This window comes from Mesorhizobium sp. (genome assembly GCF_017306585.1).
In the GTDB taxonomy this organism is placed as follows: Bacteria; Pseudomonadota; Alphaproteobacteria; order Rhizobiales; family Rhizobiaceae; genus Mesorhizobium.
In genome coordinates this window covers 1-14,435 of the sequence record NZ_JAFKIC010000271.1, presented here as the reverse complement: position 1 = coordinate 14,435, position 14,435 = coordinate 1, and the positions used below count along the sequence as shown (strand labels likewise).

Annotated in this window: 12 protein-coding genes and 1 tRNA gene; 7 read left to right on the top strand and 6 right to left on the bottom strand. The window is 64.3% G+C overall.

Annotated elements, in window-relative coordinates:
• Positions 1-103: 103 nt before the first annotated feature.
• Both J0I79_RS31655 and J0I79_RS31650 read right to left on the bottom strand, forming a co-directional pair.
• Positions 104-1,108 (bottom strand): asparaginase, encoded by a 1,005-nt coding sequence (locus J0I79_RS31655; RefSeq protein ID WP_292868971.1) that lies wholly within the window; start codon positions 1,106-1,108, stop codon positions 104-106.
• Positions 1,109-1,136: 28 nt separating this feature from the next.
• Positions 1,137-2,303, bottom strand: a complete 1,167-nt coding sequence (locus J0I79_RS31650) for an acetyl-CoA acetyltransferase (RefSeq protein WP_292868968.1) — start codon at positions 2,301-2,303, stop codon at positions 1,137-1,139.
• A 216-nt stretch (positions 2,304-2,519) separates the two neighbouring features.
• On the opposite strand from J0I79_RS31650, the gene betI reads away from it, so the two are divergent.
• From betI to betB, 5 genes are all read left to right on the top strand, one after another.
• The gene (gene betI / locus J0I79_RS31645) at positions 2,520-3,110 is read left to right on the top strand and encodes a transcriptional regulator BetI (RefSeq protein ID WP_292868965.1); all 591 of its coding nucleotides are present in this window, start codon (positions 2,520-2,522) and stop codon (positions 3,108-3,110) included.
• On the top strand, positions 3,107-4,636 hold the full coding sequence (gene betC, locus J0I79_RS31640; protein WP_292868962.1) for a choline-sulfatase: 1,530 nt from the start codon (positions 3,107-3,109) through the stop codon (positions 4,634-4,636). The genes betI and betC overlap by 4 nt, the downstream gene beginning before the upstream one ends.
• Complete coding sequence (locus J0I79_RS31635) at positions 4,633-5,637, top strand: threonine/serine dehydratase (RefSeq protein ID WP_292868959.1); 1,005 nt, start codon at positions 4,633-4,635, stop codon at positions 5,635-5,637. Before betC ends, J0I79_RS31635 begins: the two co-directional genes overlap by 4 nt.
• Positions 5,630-7,282 (top strand): choline dehydrogenase, encoded by a 1,653-nt coding sequence (betA, locus tag J0I79_RS31630; protein ID WP_292868956.1) that lies wholly within the window; start codon positions 5,630-5,632, stop codon positions 7,280-7,282. The genes J0I79_RS31635 and betA overlap by 8 nt, the downstream gene beginning before the upstream one ends.
• 99 nt (positions 7,283-7,381) lie before the next feature.
• Positions 7,382-8,845, top strand: a complete 1,464-nt coding sequence (gene betB, locus J0I79_RS31625; protein ID WP_292868953.1) for a betaine-aldehyde dehydrogenase — start codon at positions 7,382-7,384, stop codon at positions 8,843-8,845.
• A 6-nt stretch (positions 8,846-8,851) separates the two neighbouring features.
• Here betB and J0I79_RS31620 read toward each other — a convergent pair whose 3' ends face one another.
• Positions 8,852-11,086, bottom strand: coding sequence for a mannose-1-phosphate guanylyltransferase/mannose-6-phosphate isomerase (locus tag J0I79_RS31620; RefSeq protein WP_292868950.1), 2,235 nt, complete (start codon positions 11,084-11,086; stop codon positions 8,852-8,854).
• A gap of 10 nt (positions 11,087-11,096) precedes the next feature.
• The gene (locus J0I79_RS31615; protein ID WP_292868947.1) at positions 11,097-12,611 is read right to left on the bottom strand and encodes a phosphomannomutase/phosphoglucomutase; all 1,515 of its coding nucleotides are present in this window, start codon (positions 12,609-12,611) and stop codon (positions 11,097-11,099) included.
• Between the two features lie 198 nt (positions 12,612-12,809).
• On the opposite strand from J0I79_RS31615, the gene J0I79_RS31610 reads away from it, so the two are divergent.
• Positions 12,810-12,886 (top strand) — tRNA-Pro (locus J0I79_RS31610).
• 62 nt (positions 12,887-12,948) lie between these two features.
• On the opposite strand, the gene J0I79_RS31605 is transcribed toward J0I79_RS31610, so the two are convergent.
• Positions 12,949-13,320, bottom strand: a complete 372-nt coding sequence (locus J0I79_RS31605) for a type II toxin-antitoxin system RelE/ParE family toxin (RefSeq protein WP_292868944.1) — start codon at positions 13,318-13,320, stop codon at positions 12,949-12,951.
• A 4-nt stretch (positions 13,321-13,324) separates the two neighbouring features.
• Positions 13,325-13,603, bottom strand: coding sequence for a type II toxin-antitoxin system ParD family antitoxin (locus J0I79_RS31600; RefSeq protein ID WP_292868941.1), 279 nt, complete (start codon positions 13,601-13,603; stop codon positions 13,325-13,327).
• Positions 13,604-13,894: 291 nt separating this feature from the next.
• Between J0I79_RS31600 and J0I79_RS31595 the strand changes: the two genes are divergently transcribed.
• The gene (locus J0I79_RS31595; RefSeq protein ID WP_292868938.1) at positions 13,895-14,239 is read left to right on the top strand and encodes a hypothetical protein; all 345 of its coding nucleotides are present in this window, start codon (positions 13,895-13,897) and stop codon (positions 14,237-14,239) included.
• The last annotated feature ends 196 nt before the right edge of the window (positions 14,240-14,435 follow it).

Here is a 14,435-nt window from a genome sequence, read left to right as displayed (position 1 = left end):
GCCAACGCTGGGCCGAGCCGGTGACGGCAGATCTCACGCAATTGAGCCAAACCGGCTTCGCGCACCTGACCGTCGAGCGCAACCGCGTCAGCTGAGCGCTGCCTCAGTTCAAGGCCTCGGTCGGTCTCAATGCCCCGACCCTGGCGCCGACCCGGCTCTCGATCGGAGCATTGGCCAGTTCGAGCAGCTTTGCCGCGATTGCGTCGTCCTTATGCAGCAGCTTTGCCAGGACAGCAGCAGCAATGGCGTCGCCGGCACGGCCGGCTCCGTCATCGCATTTGACGGCCACGCCAAGGCCGAGCTCGGGAATTGCGGCGCAATGGACACCTTCGGCGCCGCCTTTCGCAAAAATGCGCCCGGGAGCGGCGTCCATCAGCAACACGTCGGCGCGGCCGGTGCCGGCAACGAAGAACGGTTCCGCCATGCAGGCTGTGAGCAGGCGCTTTGCGGCCTTTGCACGCTCGGGGCCGAAGCCGCGACCCGTCGCCATGCGGGCAAAACCCAGTGCGAAACTCCTGAGCGGCACGGCATAGGTGGGAATCGAGCAGCCGTCCGTCGCGCGCTCATCCGGTCCATGGACGGCGCCGGTGACCGATTGCATGGCGTCGCGCACCATCTCCTGCAAACCATGTCCCGCCTTGACGTAGCCACGGTGGTCGATGCCGGAGTGGACGCAGGTGCAGAGGAAACCGGAATGCTTGCCGGAGCAATTGTTGTGCAGCGCATTGGGCAAGCCGCCGGCGCGCGCCAGCGCGATCTCGGCGTCATGGTTCGAGGGCCAATGCGTGCCGCATTCGAGCGCCGATCCATCCAGGCCGGCCTTGGCGAGCATCGAGCGCGCCAGTTCGACATGGGCCGGCTCGCCGGAATGCGATGCACAAGCGAGCGCCAGTTCGCGGTTGCCGAAGCCATAGGCGTCAGCGGCACCGCTCTCGACGAGCGGCAAGGCCTGGATGGCCTTGACCGCCGAGCGCGGAAATACAGGCCGCGACGTATCGCCGATCTCCAGCACCGTGTTGCCATCGGCATCGAGCACCGCGACCGCGCCCCGATGTGCGCTCTCGACGATCGCCCCGCGCAGGACCTCGATCAGAACCGGATTTGCCATGTCGCCTCCCGCAAAATGCGGGCCGCTTCTACCTGATCCGGTCGAGAATGGAAACGTAGTTGGCGACCGCCGCGCCGCCCATGTTGAAAATGCCGCCAAGCTTCGCGCCCGGCACCTGGATGCCGCCGGCCTCGCCGACAAGCTGCATGGCGGTCAAGACATGCATGGAGACGCCGGTAGCGCCGATCGGATGGCCCTTGGCCTTCAGTCCGCCGGAAGGATTGACCGGCAGGCGGCCATTCTTCGCCGTGGTGCCGTCCAGCGCCAGCTTTGCGCCCTCCCCCGGCTTTGCCAGGCCCATTGCCTCGTATTCGATCAGCTCGGCGATGGTGAAGCAGTCATGCGTCTCGACGAAGGAGAGATCGTCCAGCGTTACCCCGGCATTCTTCAAGGCCCGGTTCCAGGCCTGCTCGCAGCCTTCGAAGGCAAGGATGTCGCGCTTCGACATCGGCAGGAAATCCTGGACATGCTCGTTGGCGCGGAAGGTCACGGCACGGCGCATCCTGAGCGCGGTGGCGGTATCGGTGAGGACAAGCGCCGCGGCGCCATCGGAGACCAGCGAGCAGTCGGTGCGCTTCAGTGGGCCGGCGACGAAGGGGTTCTTCTCGCTCTCCTGGCGGCAGAAATCGTAGCCGAAATCCTTGCGCATCTGCGCGTAGGGATTGTCGACGCCGTTCTTGTGGTTCTTGGCCGCGATCATGGCGAGCGCGTCCGACTGGTCGCCATAACGCTGGAAATAGGCCTGTGCGATCTTGCCGAACACACCGGCGAAGCCCGCCGGCGTTTCGCCGTCCTCGGGCAGATAGGAGGCCTTCAGCAGGTTCTTGCCGATCTCCGGGCCCGGTGTCGTCGTCATCTGCTCGGCGCCGACCACCAGCACGATACGGGCGGCGTTGGCATCGATGGCGCGGATACCCTGCCGGACCGCCGCCGATCCGGTGGCGCAGGCATTCTCGACGCGCGTCGCGGGCTTGAAGCGCAGCCGGTCGTCGGCCTGCAGCACAAGGCTCGCGGTGAAATCCTGTGCCGAAAAGCCGGCGTTGAAATGGCCGAGCACGATCTCGTCGACATCATCCGGGCCGATGCCGGCATGATCGAGCGCATCGGTCGCAACCTTGACGATCAGATTTTCGAGCGTCTCGCCCTCAAGCTTGCCGAAGCGCGAATGCGCCCAGCCAACGATGCATGCGGTCATGGCGGTCTCCATCCTTGGCGCCAGTCCAGTCCAACGGGCATTCTAGCCCAAAGGCTGGCGGCGCGCGTCGCCTTTGATTGTTCAAATATAAACATTCTTGTCCGAGCCGTGAAGGGCCGTAACCGGACAATCGCTTGGTGCAGTCGCGGCCAACGTCGATTTTTTATTGATTGACGCGTCAATAAAAAATAATCTCGCCGCAAAATCGGGAACAGCATGCCGAAAATCGGAATGGAGCCATTGCGCCGCAAGGCGCTCATCGACGCGACGATCTCGGCGATCGGCGAGCGCGGCTCGCTTGACGTGACCATGTCCGAGATCGCCGGGCGCGCCGGTGTGTCCTCGGCGCTGGCCCACCACTATTTCGGCGCCAAGGACGAATTGCTGTTCGCGACGATGCGGCACATCCTGGCCGAACTGACCATCGACATGCGCCGCGCGCTTCAATCCGCCGCCTCCCCGCGCGAGCGCGTCTCGGTGGTGGTGGCGGTCAACTTCTCCGACATCCAGTTCCAGGCCGAAACCATTGCCGCATGGCTTGCCTTCTACGTCGAGGCGCAGAAGTCGTCGGCGTTGCGCCGGCTGCTCAGGGTCTATGCGCGGCGGCTGCATTCAAACCTCATGAGCGGTTTGACGGGTATCCTGCCCCGGGTTGAAGCCGATCGCGCGGCGGAAGCGACGGCGGCGATGATCGACGGGCTCTACATCAGGCGCGCGCTGAAGGACGGCGTGCCTGACGCCGCGACCGCGATCGCGCTGGTCGAGGATTATCTCGAAACCAAACTGGGCGGACGGCAGAAACAGTGACGGCGAAGCGACCCAATTTCCTGATCGTCATGGTCGATCAGCTCAACGGAACCCTGTTCCCAGATGGACCGGCCGCGTTCCTGCACGCGCCGCACCTCAAGGCACTGGCGGCGCGGTCTGCCCGCTTTGCGAACAATTATACTGCCTCGCCGCTGTGCGCGCCGGGCCGCGCCGCCTTCATGAGCGGCCAGTTACCGTCGCGCACCGAGGTCTATGACAACGCCGCCGAGTTCCCCTCGTCGATCCCGACCTTCGCGCATCACCTGCGCTCAGACGGCTACCACACCGTGCTGTCGGGCAAGATGCATTTCGTCGGGCCGGATCAGTTGCACGGATTCGAGGAACGGCTGACCACCGACATCTATCCCGCCGATTTCGGCTGGACCCCCGACTATCGCAAGCCCGGCGAACGCATCGACTGGTGGTACCACAATCTGGGCTCGGTGACCGGCGCCGGCGTCGCCGAGATTTCCAACCAGATGGAGTATGACGACGAAGTCGCCTTCCACGCGGTGCAGAAGCTCTATGACTTCGCCCGCGTCTCCGACGATGCCGCGCACCGGCCCTGGTGCCTGACAGTGTCCTTCACCCATCCACACGACCCCTATGTCGCCCGACGGAAATACTGGGATCTCTATGAGGATTGTCCGGCGCTGGAGCCCGAGGTCGGCTTCATACCCTATGACAGCCAGGATCCGCATTCACAGCGACTCTACAAGGCCTCCGACTACGACAGTTTCGACATAACGCCCGAGCAGATCCGCCGCTCGCGGCGCGGCTATTTCGCCAACATTTCCTATCTCGACGACAAGGTCGGCGAACTGCTGTCGGTGCTGGAACGCACCCGCATGCTCGACGACACCATCATCCTGTTCTGCTCGGACCATGGCGACATGCTCGGCGAGCGCGGCCTGTGGTTCAAGATGTGCTTCTTCGAGGGCTCGGCGCGAGTGCCGCTGATGATCGCCGGCAAGGGCATTTCCGCCGGCCTGATCCCGACGCCGGTCTCCAATCTCGACGTCACGCCGACGCTGTGCGATCTCGCCGGCATCGACATGAGCGCGATCGCCCCATGGACCGACGGTCAGTCGCTGCTGCCCCTGATCGAGGGCAAAAAGCGCACCGCTCCGGTGCTTATGGAATATGCCGCCGAAGGCTCCAACGCGCCGTTGGTGGCTATCCGCGACGGCCGCTACAAGTTCGTCCATTGCGAGATGGATCCGCCGCAACTCTATGATATCGATGCCGACCCGCATGAGTTGAACAATCTCGCGGCCGATCCGGCGCATGCCGGTCTGGTGGCGGCTTTCCTGGAAAAGGTCCGCGCGCGCTGGGACATGGCGGCTTTCGATGCCGCGGTGCGGGCCAGCCAGGCGCGGCGCTGGGTGGTCTATCCGGCGCTGCGCAACGGCACGCACTATCCCTGGGAGTTCCAGCCACTGCAGAAGGCCTCGGAACGCTACATGCGCAACCATATGGATCTCAACGTGCTCGAAGAGCAGAAACGGTTCCCGCGAGGCGAATGATGGCAGACCTTCTCGTCCCCTCCCTCGATCACCTGAAGCAGGCCTATGCCGTCACCTCACGGGCGACGCAGATCACGCCGCTGCTGGAATCGGCGGCTCTTGCCCGGGAGACCGGCGCGGCGCGCGTCTTCATCAAGCCGGAATCGCTGCAATGGGCGGGATCCTTCAAGATACGCGGCGCCTATTGGCGCCTGAAGCGGCTTTCGGCTGAAGAGGCGAGCAAGGGCGTCGTCGCCTATTCCTCCGGCAATTTCGCCCAAGGGCTGGCCGCCGCCGGACAGGCGCTCGGCATTCCCGTGACGATCGTCATGCCGATCGACGCGCCGGCCGCCAAGCGTGACGCGACGGCGGGCTATGGCGCGCGCGTCGTGCTGACCGACCATGGCGACCGCGCGCGAGAGGAAGTCGCGGCCGCCAAGGCGCGCGAGATCGCGCAGACCGAGGGGCTGGCCCTGCTGCATCCTTTCGACGATCCGGAGATCGTCGCCGGCCAGGCAGGCGCCGGCCTCGAAGCGCTAGACCAGCTCGCCGCCAAGGATGCCAGCGCCGACCTGCTGTTCTGTTCGGTGGGCGGCGGCGGGCTGATCGGCGGCGTTTCGCTCGCCTTCCACTATCTGTCGCCCTCGACGGAAATCATTGGCGTCGAGCCGGAGGGTTTCAACGGCATGGGCTCCTCGCTCGCGCATGGCAGCATCGAGACGATGCCGATCGGGCCGAAATCGATCTGCGACGGGCTGATGTCGCGCCGGCCGGGGGACGCACCGTTCGCGGCGGTCAGGACCGCCGGCGTGCGCGGCATCACCGTCGACGATCAATCGGTACGGCGGGCGATGAAGATCGCCTTCGAACGGATGAAGCTGGTGCTGGAGCCGTCGGGCGCGGCATCTCTGGCGGCACTGCTCGGGGGCAAGGTGGATGTGGCGGGAAAGACCGTCCTGGTTGTGGCTACCGGCGGCAATGTCTCGCTCGCCGATTTCATGGCGCATATGAACAATGCTTGAAGCGGATTTCGTCATCATCGGCTCCGGCTCGGCCGGCTCGGCCATGGCCTATCGCCTGTCGGAGGACGGCAAGCATTCGGTCATCGTCATCGAATTCGGCGGCACCGACATGGGGCCGCTGATCCAGATGCCGTCGGCGTTGTCGATCCCGCTCAATATGAGCCTTTACGACTGGGGCTTCGCCAGCGAGCCGGAGCCGCATCTCGGTGGCCGTGTGCTGGCGACGCCGCGCGGCAAGGTCATCGGCGGCTCGTCTTCGATCAACGGTATGGTCTATGTGCGCGGCCACGCCCGCGACTTCGACCACTGGGCCGAACAGGGGGCGACAGGTTGGGGCTTCGCCGACGTGCTCCCCTACTTCAAGCGCATGGAGGATTCCGACGGAGGCGAAGATGGCTGGCGGGGCAAAGGCGGGCCGCTGCATGTGCAGCGTGGCTCGCGGCGCAATCCGCTCTACGGCGCCTTTGTCGAGGCCGGCCGTCAGGCAGGGTTCGAACTGACCGACGACTATAATGGCGCCAAGCAGGAAGGCTTCGGCGCCATGGAGCAGACCATTCTGGGCGGCCGCCGCTGGTCGGCCGCGAATGCCTATCTGAAGCCCGCGCTCAAACGCAAAAATGTTAGCCTGCTCAAAGGTTTTGCGCGCCGGGTGATTATCGAGAATCAACGCGCCGTCGGCGTCGAGATCGAAGCTCACAAACAGATTCAGGTGGTTAAGGCACGACGTGAGGTGATCGTCGCCGCCTCCTCGATCAATTCGCCCAAGATCCTGATGCTGTCTGGCATCGGCCCGGCCGAGCATTTGCGCGAGAACGGCATCGCCATCGTCGCCGACCGGCCCGGCGTCGGCCGCAACCTGCAGGATCATATGGAGCTCTACATCCAGCAGGAATCGATCAGGCCCATCACGCTCAATTCGATCCTGAACCCGTTCTCCAAGGCGCTGATCGGAGCGCAGTGGATGTTCTTCAAGACCGGGCTTGGCGCTACTAATCATTTCGAGGCGGCTGCCTTCGTGCGCTCGCAGGCCGGCGTCGATTATCCCGACATCCAGTACCACTTCATCCCGGCCGCGGTGCGCTATGACGGCAAGGCGGCGGCGAAGTCGCACGGCTTCCAGGCCCATGTCGGGCCGATGCGCTCGAAGTCACGCGGCTCGGTGACGCTGCGCTCGCCGGATCCGAGATCGAAGCCGGTGATCCGCTTCAACTACATGTCGCATCCCGACGACTGGACGGAGTTCCGCCACTGCATCCGGCTGACCCGCGAGATTTTCGGCCAGAAGGCTTTCGATGCCTATCGAGGCCAGGAAATATCGCCCGGCAGCCATGTGCAGACCGACGACGAACTCGACGTCTTCATCAGGGACCATGCCGAAAGCGCCTACCATCCTTGCGGCACCTGCAAGATGGGCCGCGCAGACGATGTGATGAGCGTCGTCGATCCCGAGTGCAGGGTCATTGGCGTCGAGGGGCTGCGGGTCGCGGATTCCTCGATTTTCCCGCGGGTCACCAACGGCAATCTCAACGCGCCCTCGATCATGACCGGTGAAAAGGCGTCCGACCACATACTTGGCCGCACGCCGCTGGCGCCGTCCAACCAGGAACCCTGGATCAATCCACGCTGGCAGGTGGCGGACAGATAAGCCATGATCCGCGCGACGGATCGAGCCACCGCAATAGATTGAGCCGCCCGATAGACTTTTTCAGCCGCCCGCCCGGGCGCAGACGATTTGGAGACCACCATGCGCGCCCAGCCCACGGCATCGCACTATGTCAACGGACGCTACATCGAGGATGAAGGCGGCGCGCCGCTGCCGGTGATCTACCCGGCCACGGGCGAGACCATCGCGATGCTGCGTTCGGCGACGCCGAACGTGCTGGAACTGGCGATCGAGGCCGCGCGGGCCGCGCAGCCCGCCTGGGCGCGGCTGAAGCCGGTCGAGCGCGGCCGCATCCTGCGCCGCGCCGCCGACATCCTGCGCGCCCGCAACGCCGATCTCGCACGCATCGAGACGCTCGACACCGGCAAGGCGATCCAGGAAACGCTGGTGGCCGACGCACCGTCGGCCGCCGACTGCCTGGAATATTTCGCCGGCGCGGTCGCCGTCTTCAACGGCGAAGCGGTCGACCTCGGCGGGCCCTTCGCCTACACGCGGCGCGAGGCACTCGGCGTCTGCGTCGGCATCGGCGCCTGGAACTACCCGATCCAGATCGCCGGCTGGAAATCCGCGCCCGCGCTCGCCATGGGCAACGCCATGGTGTTCAAGCCGTCGGAGAACACGCCGCTCTCGGCGCTGGCGCTGGCGGAGATCTACAGCGAGGCTGGCCTGCCCGACGGCCTGTTCAACGTCGTGCAAGGCTATGGCGATGTCGGTGCCGGGTTGGTCGGCCATGACGTGGTGGCCAAGGTCTCGGTGACCGGCTCGGTGCCGACTGGCCGCAAGGTGCTGTCGCTTGCCGGTTCGAAGATGAAGCATGCGACGATGGAGCTCGGCGGCAAGTCGCCGCTGATCGTCTTCGACGACGCCGACATCGAGAACGCCATTGGCGGCGCCATGCTTGGCAATTTCTATTCGACCGGCCAGATCTGCTCCAACGGCACGCGCGTCTTCGTCCAGAGCGGCATCCACGACCGTTTCGTCGAACGGCTGGTCGAGCGGACCAAGAAGATCCGCATCGGCGATCCGCTCGACCCCGAGACGCAGATGGGCCCGCTTGTATCGAAAGCCCAGCACGAGAAGGTCGTCGGCTATATCGAGGTCGGCAAGCAGGATGGGGCAATCCTGGCCTGCGGCGGCAACGTGCCTTCGCTGCAGGGTTTCCAGGGTGGTTTCTTTGTCGAGCCGACGGTGTTCACCGGCGTCACCGACACGATGCGCATTGCGCGCGAGGAGATTTTCGGCCCGGTCATGAGCGTGCTGAAATTCGACGGCGAGGATGAAGTCATCGACCGCGCCAATGACACCGAATTCGGCCTCGCGGCGGGCGTCTTCACCCGCGACCTGCCGCGCGCGCATCGCGTCATCGCCGAATTGCATGCCGGCACCTGCTGGATCAACGCCTACAATCTGACGCCGGTGGAAATCCCCTTCGGCGGCGTCAAGCAGTCCGGCATCGGACGCGAGAACTCGCTGGCGGCGCTGGCGCTCTATTCGCAACTGAAGTCGGTCTATGTCGAGACTGGGGATGTGGCCAGCCCGTACTGATCCGGCCTATTTCTCCCCAGTCCCGTCCAGATACTGCGTCAGCGCACAGACCAGATGGTAGAAGATGCTGGCCGGCACGTCCGAGGCCAGCGAGCGGCCGCGCTCGTCGATGCGGTCGATCCACAGGCCGAGCGGTGCGGGGTCGATGTGCCAGCGGAACAGGCGGGCGACGCGCGCCTCGATCTCGGGCTTGAGGTCGGGGCCGCCCGAGCCGTCGAGCGCGATGGCCGCCTTGATGGCTTCGGCCTGCGGCCAGCTGCGCGACACCGTGTCGAGCGGCAGCCCCTGGCGCGACACGGCACCATAGGAAAGGCCGGTAGCGCGATTGAGGCCGTTGGCGACGGCCGAAGCGTAGAGCTTGCGAGCGAAGGCATTGAGTTCGGTCTGGCCGCTGCGAGCGGCGAAATCGATGAGCAGCGAGGCCCATTCGAAGTGATGGCCGGGTTCGGTCCAGCTTCCCTTCTCGCCGGCGGACGGCTTCCAGTCGGCGCCGAAATACTCGCCGAGGGTCCAGCTTTCAGGGTCGAAGAAGTGGCTGCGGAAAAGGTCGATGATGCGCGCCGCGCGGCGCAGATGGGCGCGCTCGCCGGTCGCCTGGTGCCAGGCCAGGAACGCCTCCAGCAGATGCATATGCGGGTTGGAGCGCCGCTCGCCCGCCCCGTCCGAGGTTTCGAGGAAGCCGGTCATGCGGCTGTCCTCAAGGTGGGCATCAAGAAAGGCGAAGGTTTCCTCGCCGAGCCGCAAGGCATCGGGATTGCCCGACATATGCGCGTGCGCCAGCGCCAAGAGCACGCAGGAATGATCGTAGGCGTCCTCGGTGGCATCGGCGACGGAGCCGTCGACATTCAGCGTGCGCACCCAGCCGCCGCGTCCGGTGCGCCCCTTGCCGGCCATGAAGTCGATGCCATGGGCGATCAGCCGGTCGGCCGGGCCGGTCCAGCCGCGTTCCTTGGCCACCGCGAAGGCATAGACCTGCCTGGCCTGGGTGCGCATGCGTTTGAGCTTGATGAGCGGCCCGGCGTCGAAGCCCAGCGCCTCGTGGAAGCCGCCATGGCGCTCGTCCACACCTAAGGTCGACCACAGCGGCAAGGTCTCCTGGAACAGCCAATGGTGCACGCGCCGCCGCCAGGCGCCGCTTTCGATGACGCGGCCATGCGCGGGCGTGAACCTGGTTTCCAGACGCCCCGACTTTTCCAACTGCTCGACGACCTTCTTGACGTGCTGGCTGTGGCTGACCGGAGCCACGAAGGTGGCGTCCGATGTCGAGACGATGGCGACATCCTTCATGCCGATGGCGGACAAAAGGCGGCCGTCGCTGCGGATGTAGGAGTTCTCGCAATCGATGGCGACGACATCGCCAACCACGACATTGCCGTTCTTGTCGGCCGGGCCGACATCGAGCAGCGATTGCCAGGAGCCGAGATCGTTCCAGCGAAAGCCGGCCGGCACCATGGCTATGTCTTTTGCCCGCTCCATGATGGCATAGTCGATCGAGTTCGACGGGATGGCGCCGTAAAGCTCAAGCGGCATGTAGAGCCCGGACAAATCCGATGTCGCAGCCTCGAAGGCCGCTTCGGTGGCCCGCCAGATATCGGGCTGGAAAGCAGAAAAGGCATCGCGCATGGCGCCGGCCCGAAACAGGAATATGCCGGTATTCCAGTAGAAGTTTCCGGCATCGAGATAGCTCTGCGCCGTCGCCAGATCCGGCTTTTCGACGAAGCGCGAAACGTCGCGAATGCCGGCGCCTTGGCCCGACACCTCGATGTAACCATAGCCGGTTTCGGGCTGTGTCGGCTTTATGCCGAACACGACGAGCCGGCCGGCGCTCGCCGCATCCGCGCCCTGCTCGACGCTCTGCCAGAATTGCGCGGCCGTCGATATTTCGTGGTCCGATGGCACCACCAGCACCAGGCTGTCGCCGAACTCCGACAGGGTGCGCAGCGTCGCCAATGCGACGGCGGCGGCGGTGTTGCGCCCTGTCGGTTCGAACAGCGGGCCGCCGCCGGCGAGGTCGAGGCCGGCGAGGTCGGCATGGACGCGCTCGGCATGACGTTCCGAGGCGATCAGGAAGATCGGCGTTTCGCCATGGGGTCTCGCCGTCAGCCGGCGCAGGGTCTTGGCCAGCATCGAGCCGTCGCCCGACAGGTCGTGGAACTGCTTGGGATTGTCCTCACGCGACAGCGGCCAGAGCCGCGAACCGACACCGCCGCTCATGACAAAACTGACGATGCGCTGGCTCATGGATATCCCATCAAAAAGTCTGGTTGTAGGCGCCAACCTCCGGGCTGCGGCGCAGCACGGCGTCGACCGCGTCGAACATCTGCCGGCGCCGTTCCGATGAGACCGGAGACTCCACCACCACGACCAGTTCCGGCTTGTTGGAGGAGGCCCGCACCAGGCCCCATGTACCGTCCTCGGCGACGACGCGAACGCCGTTTACGGTGACAAGTGAGGCGATTTTCTGGCCGGCGAAGTCAGCCCTCTCGCGCTGCATGGCCTGAAAATCAGCCACGACGCGCTCGACCACGCCGTACTTCACATCGTCGGCGCAGTGCGGCGACATGGTCGGCGTGCCATAGGTGAGCGGTAGCGCGCGGTAGAGATCGGCCATGGACTTGTTCGGATTGCGATCCAGCATCTGGCAGACGGCAATCGCGGTGATCAGCCCGTCGTCATAGCCGCGCCCGATCGGCGGGTTGAAGAAAAAGTGGCCCGACTTTTCGAAACCGGCGACGGCGCCGAGTTCGGCGACACGGCGCTTGATGTAGGAGTGGCCGGTCTTCCAATAGTCGGTGACGGCGCCATTGGCCTTGAGCACGCTGTCGGTCTTGAAAAGCCCGGTCGACTTGACGTCGACGACGAATTTCGAGCCGGGATGCTGGCTGGAAATATCGCGAGCCAGCATGACGCCGACCTTGTCGGCGAAGATCTCGTTGCCCTCATTGTCGACGACGCCGCAACGGTCGCCATCGCCGTCGAAGCCGAGGCCGACATCGGCGCCGGTCTCCAGCACCTTGTCCCTGATGGCGTGCAGCATCTGCATGTCTTCCGGGTTGGGGTTGTAGCGCGGGAAGGTATGGTCGAGTTCGATGTCGAGAGGGATCACCTCGCAGCCTATTGCTTGCAAGGCTTGCGGGGCAAAGGCTCCGGCAGTGCCATTGCCGCAGGCGGCGACCACCTTGAGTTTTCGCCTTATGCGCTTGCCCCTGGTCAGATCGTCGAGATAGGTGGCGCGAAAATCGTCGACGAAGTCGTAGGAGCCGCTGCCCGTGAGGTCGAAGTCGCCGGCGAGCACGATCGCCTTCAGCGCGCTCATCTCCTCCGGGCCGAAGGTCAGCGGCCGCGCCGCGCCCATCTTGACGCCAGTCCAGCCATTCTCGTTGTGCGAGGCAGTGACCATGGCGACCGAGGGCGTATCCAGGGCGAATTGGGCAAAATAGGCCATGGGTGACAAGGCCAGGCCGATGTCCCTCACCCGCGCGCCGGCGGCCATCAGGCCGGAGACCAGCGCCAGCTTGATGCCAAGCGAATAGGAACGGAAATCATGCCCGGTGACGATGTCTGGCCCGGCGCCAAGGCGCCGGATCAGCGTGCCGAGCCCCATGCCGAGCGCCTGGACGCCGATCAGGTTGAGTTCCGGCGCTACCGCGGAGCCAGGGTGGCCGAACCACCAGCGCGCATCATATTCGCGGAAACCCGACGGCTTGATCAGCGCCGAGGTTTCGAATTCGAAGCTGTTTGGCCGGGCGTCGCCAGTGATGCGCAATGATTGAAACTCCAGGGGCCGAAATGCCGATTTATCAGTGTCTTGGCTATCAGATAAGCCTTTAAGTCCATCTTTATCCGGTGGCTCGGCCGCATGCCATCCGGTCAAGTTTCGTGAAAGCAGGGAAATGCGACAGAAGTGCTGCCATTGGCGCTTGCAGGATCGAAAAGCGGCGGCTATAAGCCCGCGGTCTGGTCACGGAGTGTAGCGCAGTCTGGTAGCGCACCTCGTTCGGGACGAGGGGGTCGCAGGTTCAAATCCTGCCACTCCGACCAGAAAAACAGCAGCTTGGCTGTTCTCCCGCATCATCCTGCTTATTGGACGCCATTTTCGGGTGCTAGCGACCGTCGTCGCCGTAGACGGCTGGGAGATGGCGTTCGAGCTCCATCACATCGTGAAGCACGCGACCAATGCCGATCACGCCAGTGGCGGCGCGATAAAGCAGCAAATGACGCGGTCGCTGGACAATGCCGTGATCTGTCCGCGCCCGGTCGCGGCTGTATCTCAAATGATAGCTGCGGACATTGTCGCCAAACTCGGCGCGGGCAACACTGCCAGTTCGCATGGGATCGGCAGCTATGTCGCGCAACGCGGTGATCAACAGCCGCTCGTAGCGGATACGTGCAATCTCACCAAAATTCGTGGACGTGTAAGCCAGCAGTTGAGCGATGTCTTCCTCGGCTGACGCCGCGAGCCGATAGACGGCCATCGGCTCACCGCCCTGTTTTTGCCTGACGGCCCAACCCGTGGATGAACTCTTCCAGATGCTCATCATTCACGTCGCGGAATCGACCTTCCGCAACGTCGCGAAATCCGATGCGAGCGGCCTCTTCGAGAGCGGCAAGCTTTGCCCGTTCCAGGGCCTCGCGCTGCTCAACCAAACGCAAGCCGTCCCGCAACACCTCACTGGCATTCTGGTATCGGCCCGTCTTGACCAAACCCTCGATCACCTTCTCATGATGTTCGGTCAGGACGACGTTGCGAGTGGGCATTGGTGTCTCCTCCAGCCATTGGGCGGCACGATATGGCATATTATGCCATTGCTGCCCTGGCGCAACCCTCCTGGCAGGCCCCCTCGTTCGGGACGAAGGGCGCGCAGGTTCAAATCCTGCCACTCTGATCGGAGAAAAAACCTCTCTTCGGAAAGGCTGCTCTGCATCCAGCCAGTCACAATGGGCCGCGATCCTGCTCGACAACGACTGCAAATTTTGACGAAATGACCATCGGCTCCAGATAGTTCGATGGAGATGACGGAGTGTGAAGCGGCAAGCCCTGGAGCGGACATGATTTTTAGCTCAACGACAGCCTCGACAGCGGCTCTTGTGATCGCGGTGTTGATCGTTGCCGGCTGCTCATCGATGAGCGGCGCGGCCGATCCGGCGAAGTTCGACAGGATGAGTTGTACCGAGCTCAATAGTGCCTTGGGCAAAAACGCCGGTGAAATCTCGCAGACCGCGATCGCCCGCGGCAAGGTTGCCAGCACCAGCGTGCCACGCTGGCTGCTCGGCGGATCGCGCGTCAAGACGGCGGTCGCCAACCGCGAGACAGCCAGGATCGACCGGCTGAAACAACAGCAGGACGCCCTTGTCGCCACACGGGCGCGCAAATGCCCGAAGGCGGCAGGGTGATCGCTGTCAGGCCAGTTCAGGTCAAAGGCCGGAAGCGACACGGTCAAACCACGCCGGTGCCGCCATTGGCCCCGAACACGCTGCCATTGGTAAAGCTCAGATCGTTGGACGCAAGCGCGACATAGATGGGACCAAGTTCCGCAGGCTGGCCTGCACGACCGAGCGGCGTGTCCTGTCCGAATTCGCCGAGCTTGCC

Excerpts from the sequence above, each read along its gene's own strand:
- J0I79_RS31605 (WP_292868944.1), bottom strand. The coding sequence starts at position 13,320 with ATGGCCGTCTATCGGCTCGCGGCGTCAGCCGAGGAAGACATCGCTCAA.
- betB (WP_292868953.1), top strand. The coding sequence starts at position 7,382 with ATGCGCGCCCAGCCCACGGCATCGCACTATGTCAACGGACGCTACATC.
- J0I79_RS31635 (WP_292868959.1), top strand. The coding sequence starts at position 4,633 with ATGATGGCAGACCTTCTCGTCCCCTCCCTCGATCACCTGAAGCAGGCC.
- J0I79_RS31620 (WP_292868950.1), bottom strand. The coding sequence starts at position 11,086 with ATGAGCCAGCGCATCGTCAGTTTTGTCATGAGCGGCGGTGTCGGTTCG.
- J0I79_RS31650 (WP_292868968.1), bottom strand. The coding sequence starts at position 2,303 with ATGACCGCATGCATCGTTGGCTGGGCGCATTCGCGCTTCGGCAAGCTT.
- J0I79_RS31595 (WP_292868938.1), top strand. The coding sequence starts at position 13,895 with ATGATTTTTAGCTCAACGACAGCCTCGACAGCGGCTCTTGTGATCGCG.
- J0I79_RS31655 (WP_292868971.1), bottom strand. The coding sequence starts at position 1,108 with ATGGCAAATCCGGTTCTGATCGAGGTCCTGCGCGGGGCGATCGTCGAG.
- J0I79_RS31600 (WP_292868941.1), bottom strand. The coding sequence starts at position 13,603 with ATGCCCACTCGCAACGTCGTCCTGACCGAACATCATGAGAAGGTGATC.
- betI (WP_292868965.1), top strand. The coding sequence starts at position 2,520 with ATGCCGAAAATCGGAATGGAGCCATTGCGCCGCAAGGCGCTCATCGAC.
- betA (WP_292868956.1), top strand. The coding sequence starts at position 5,630 with ATGCTTGAAGCGGATTTCGTCATCATCGGCTCCGGCTCGGCCGGCTCG.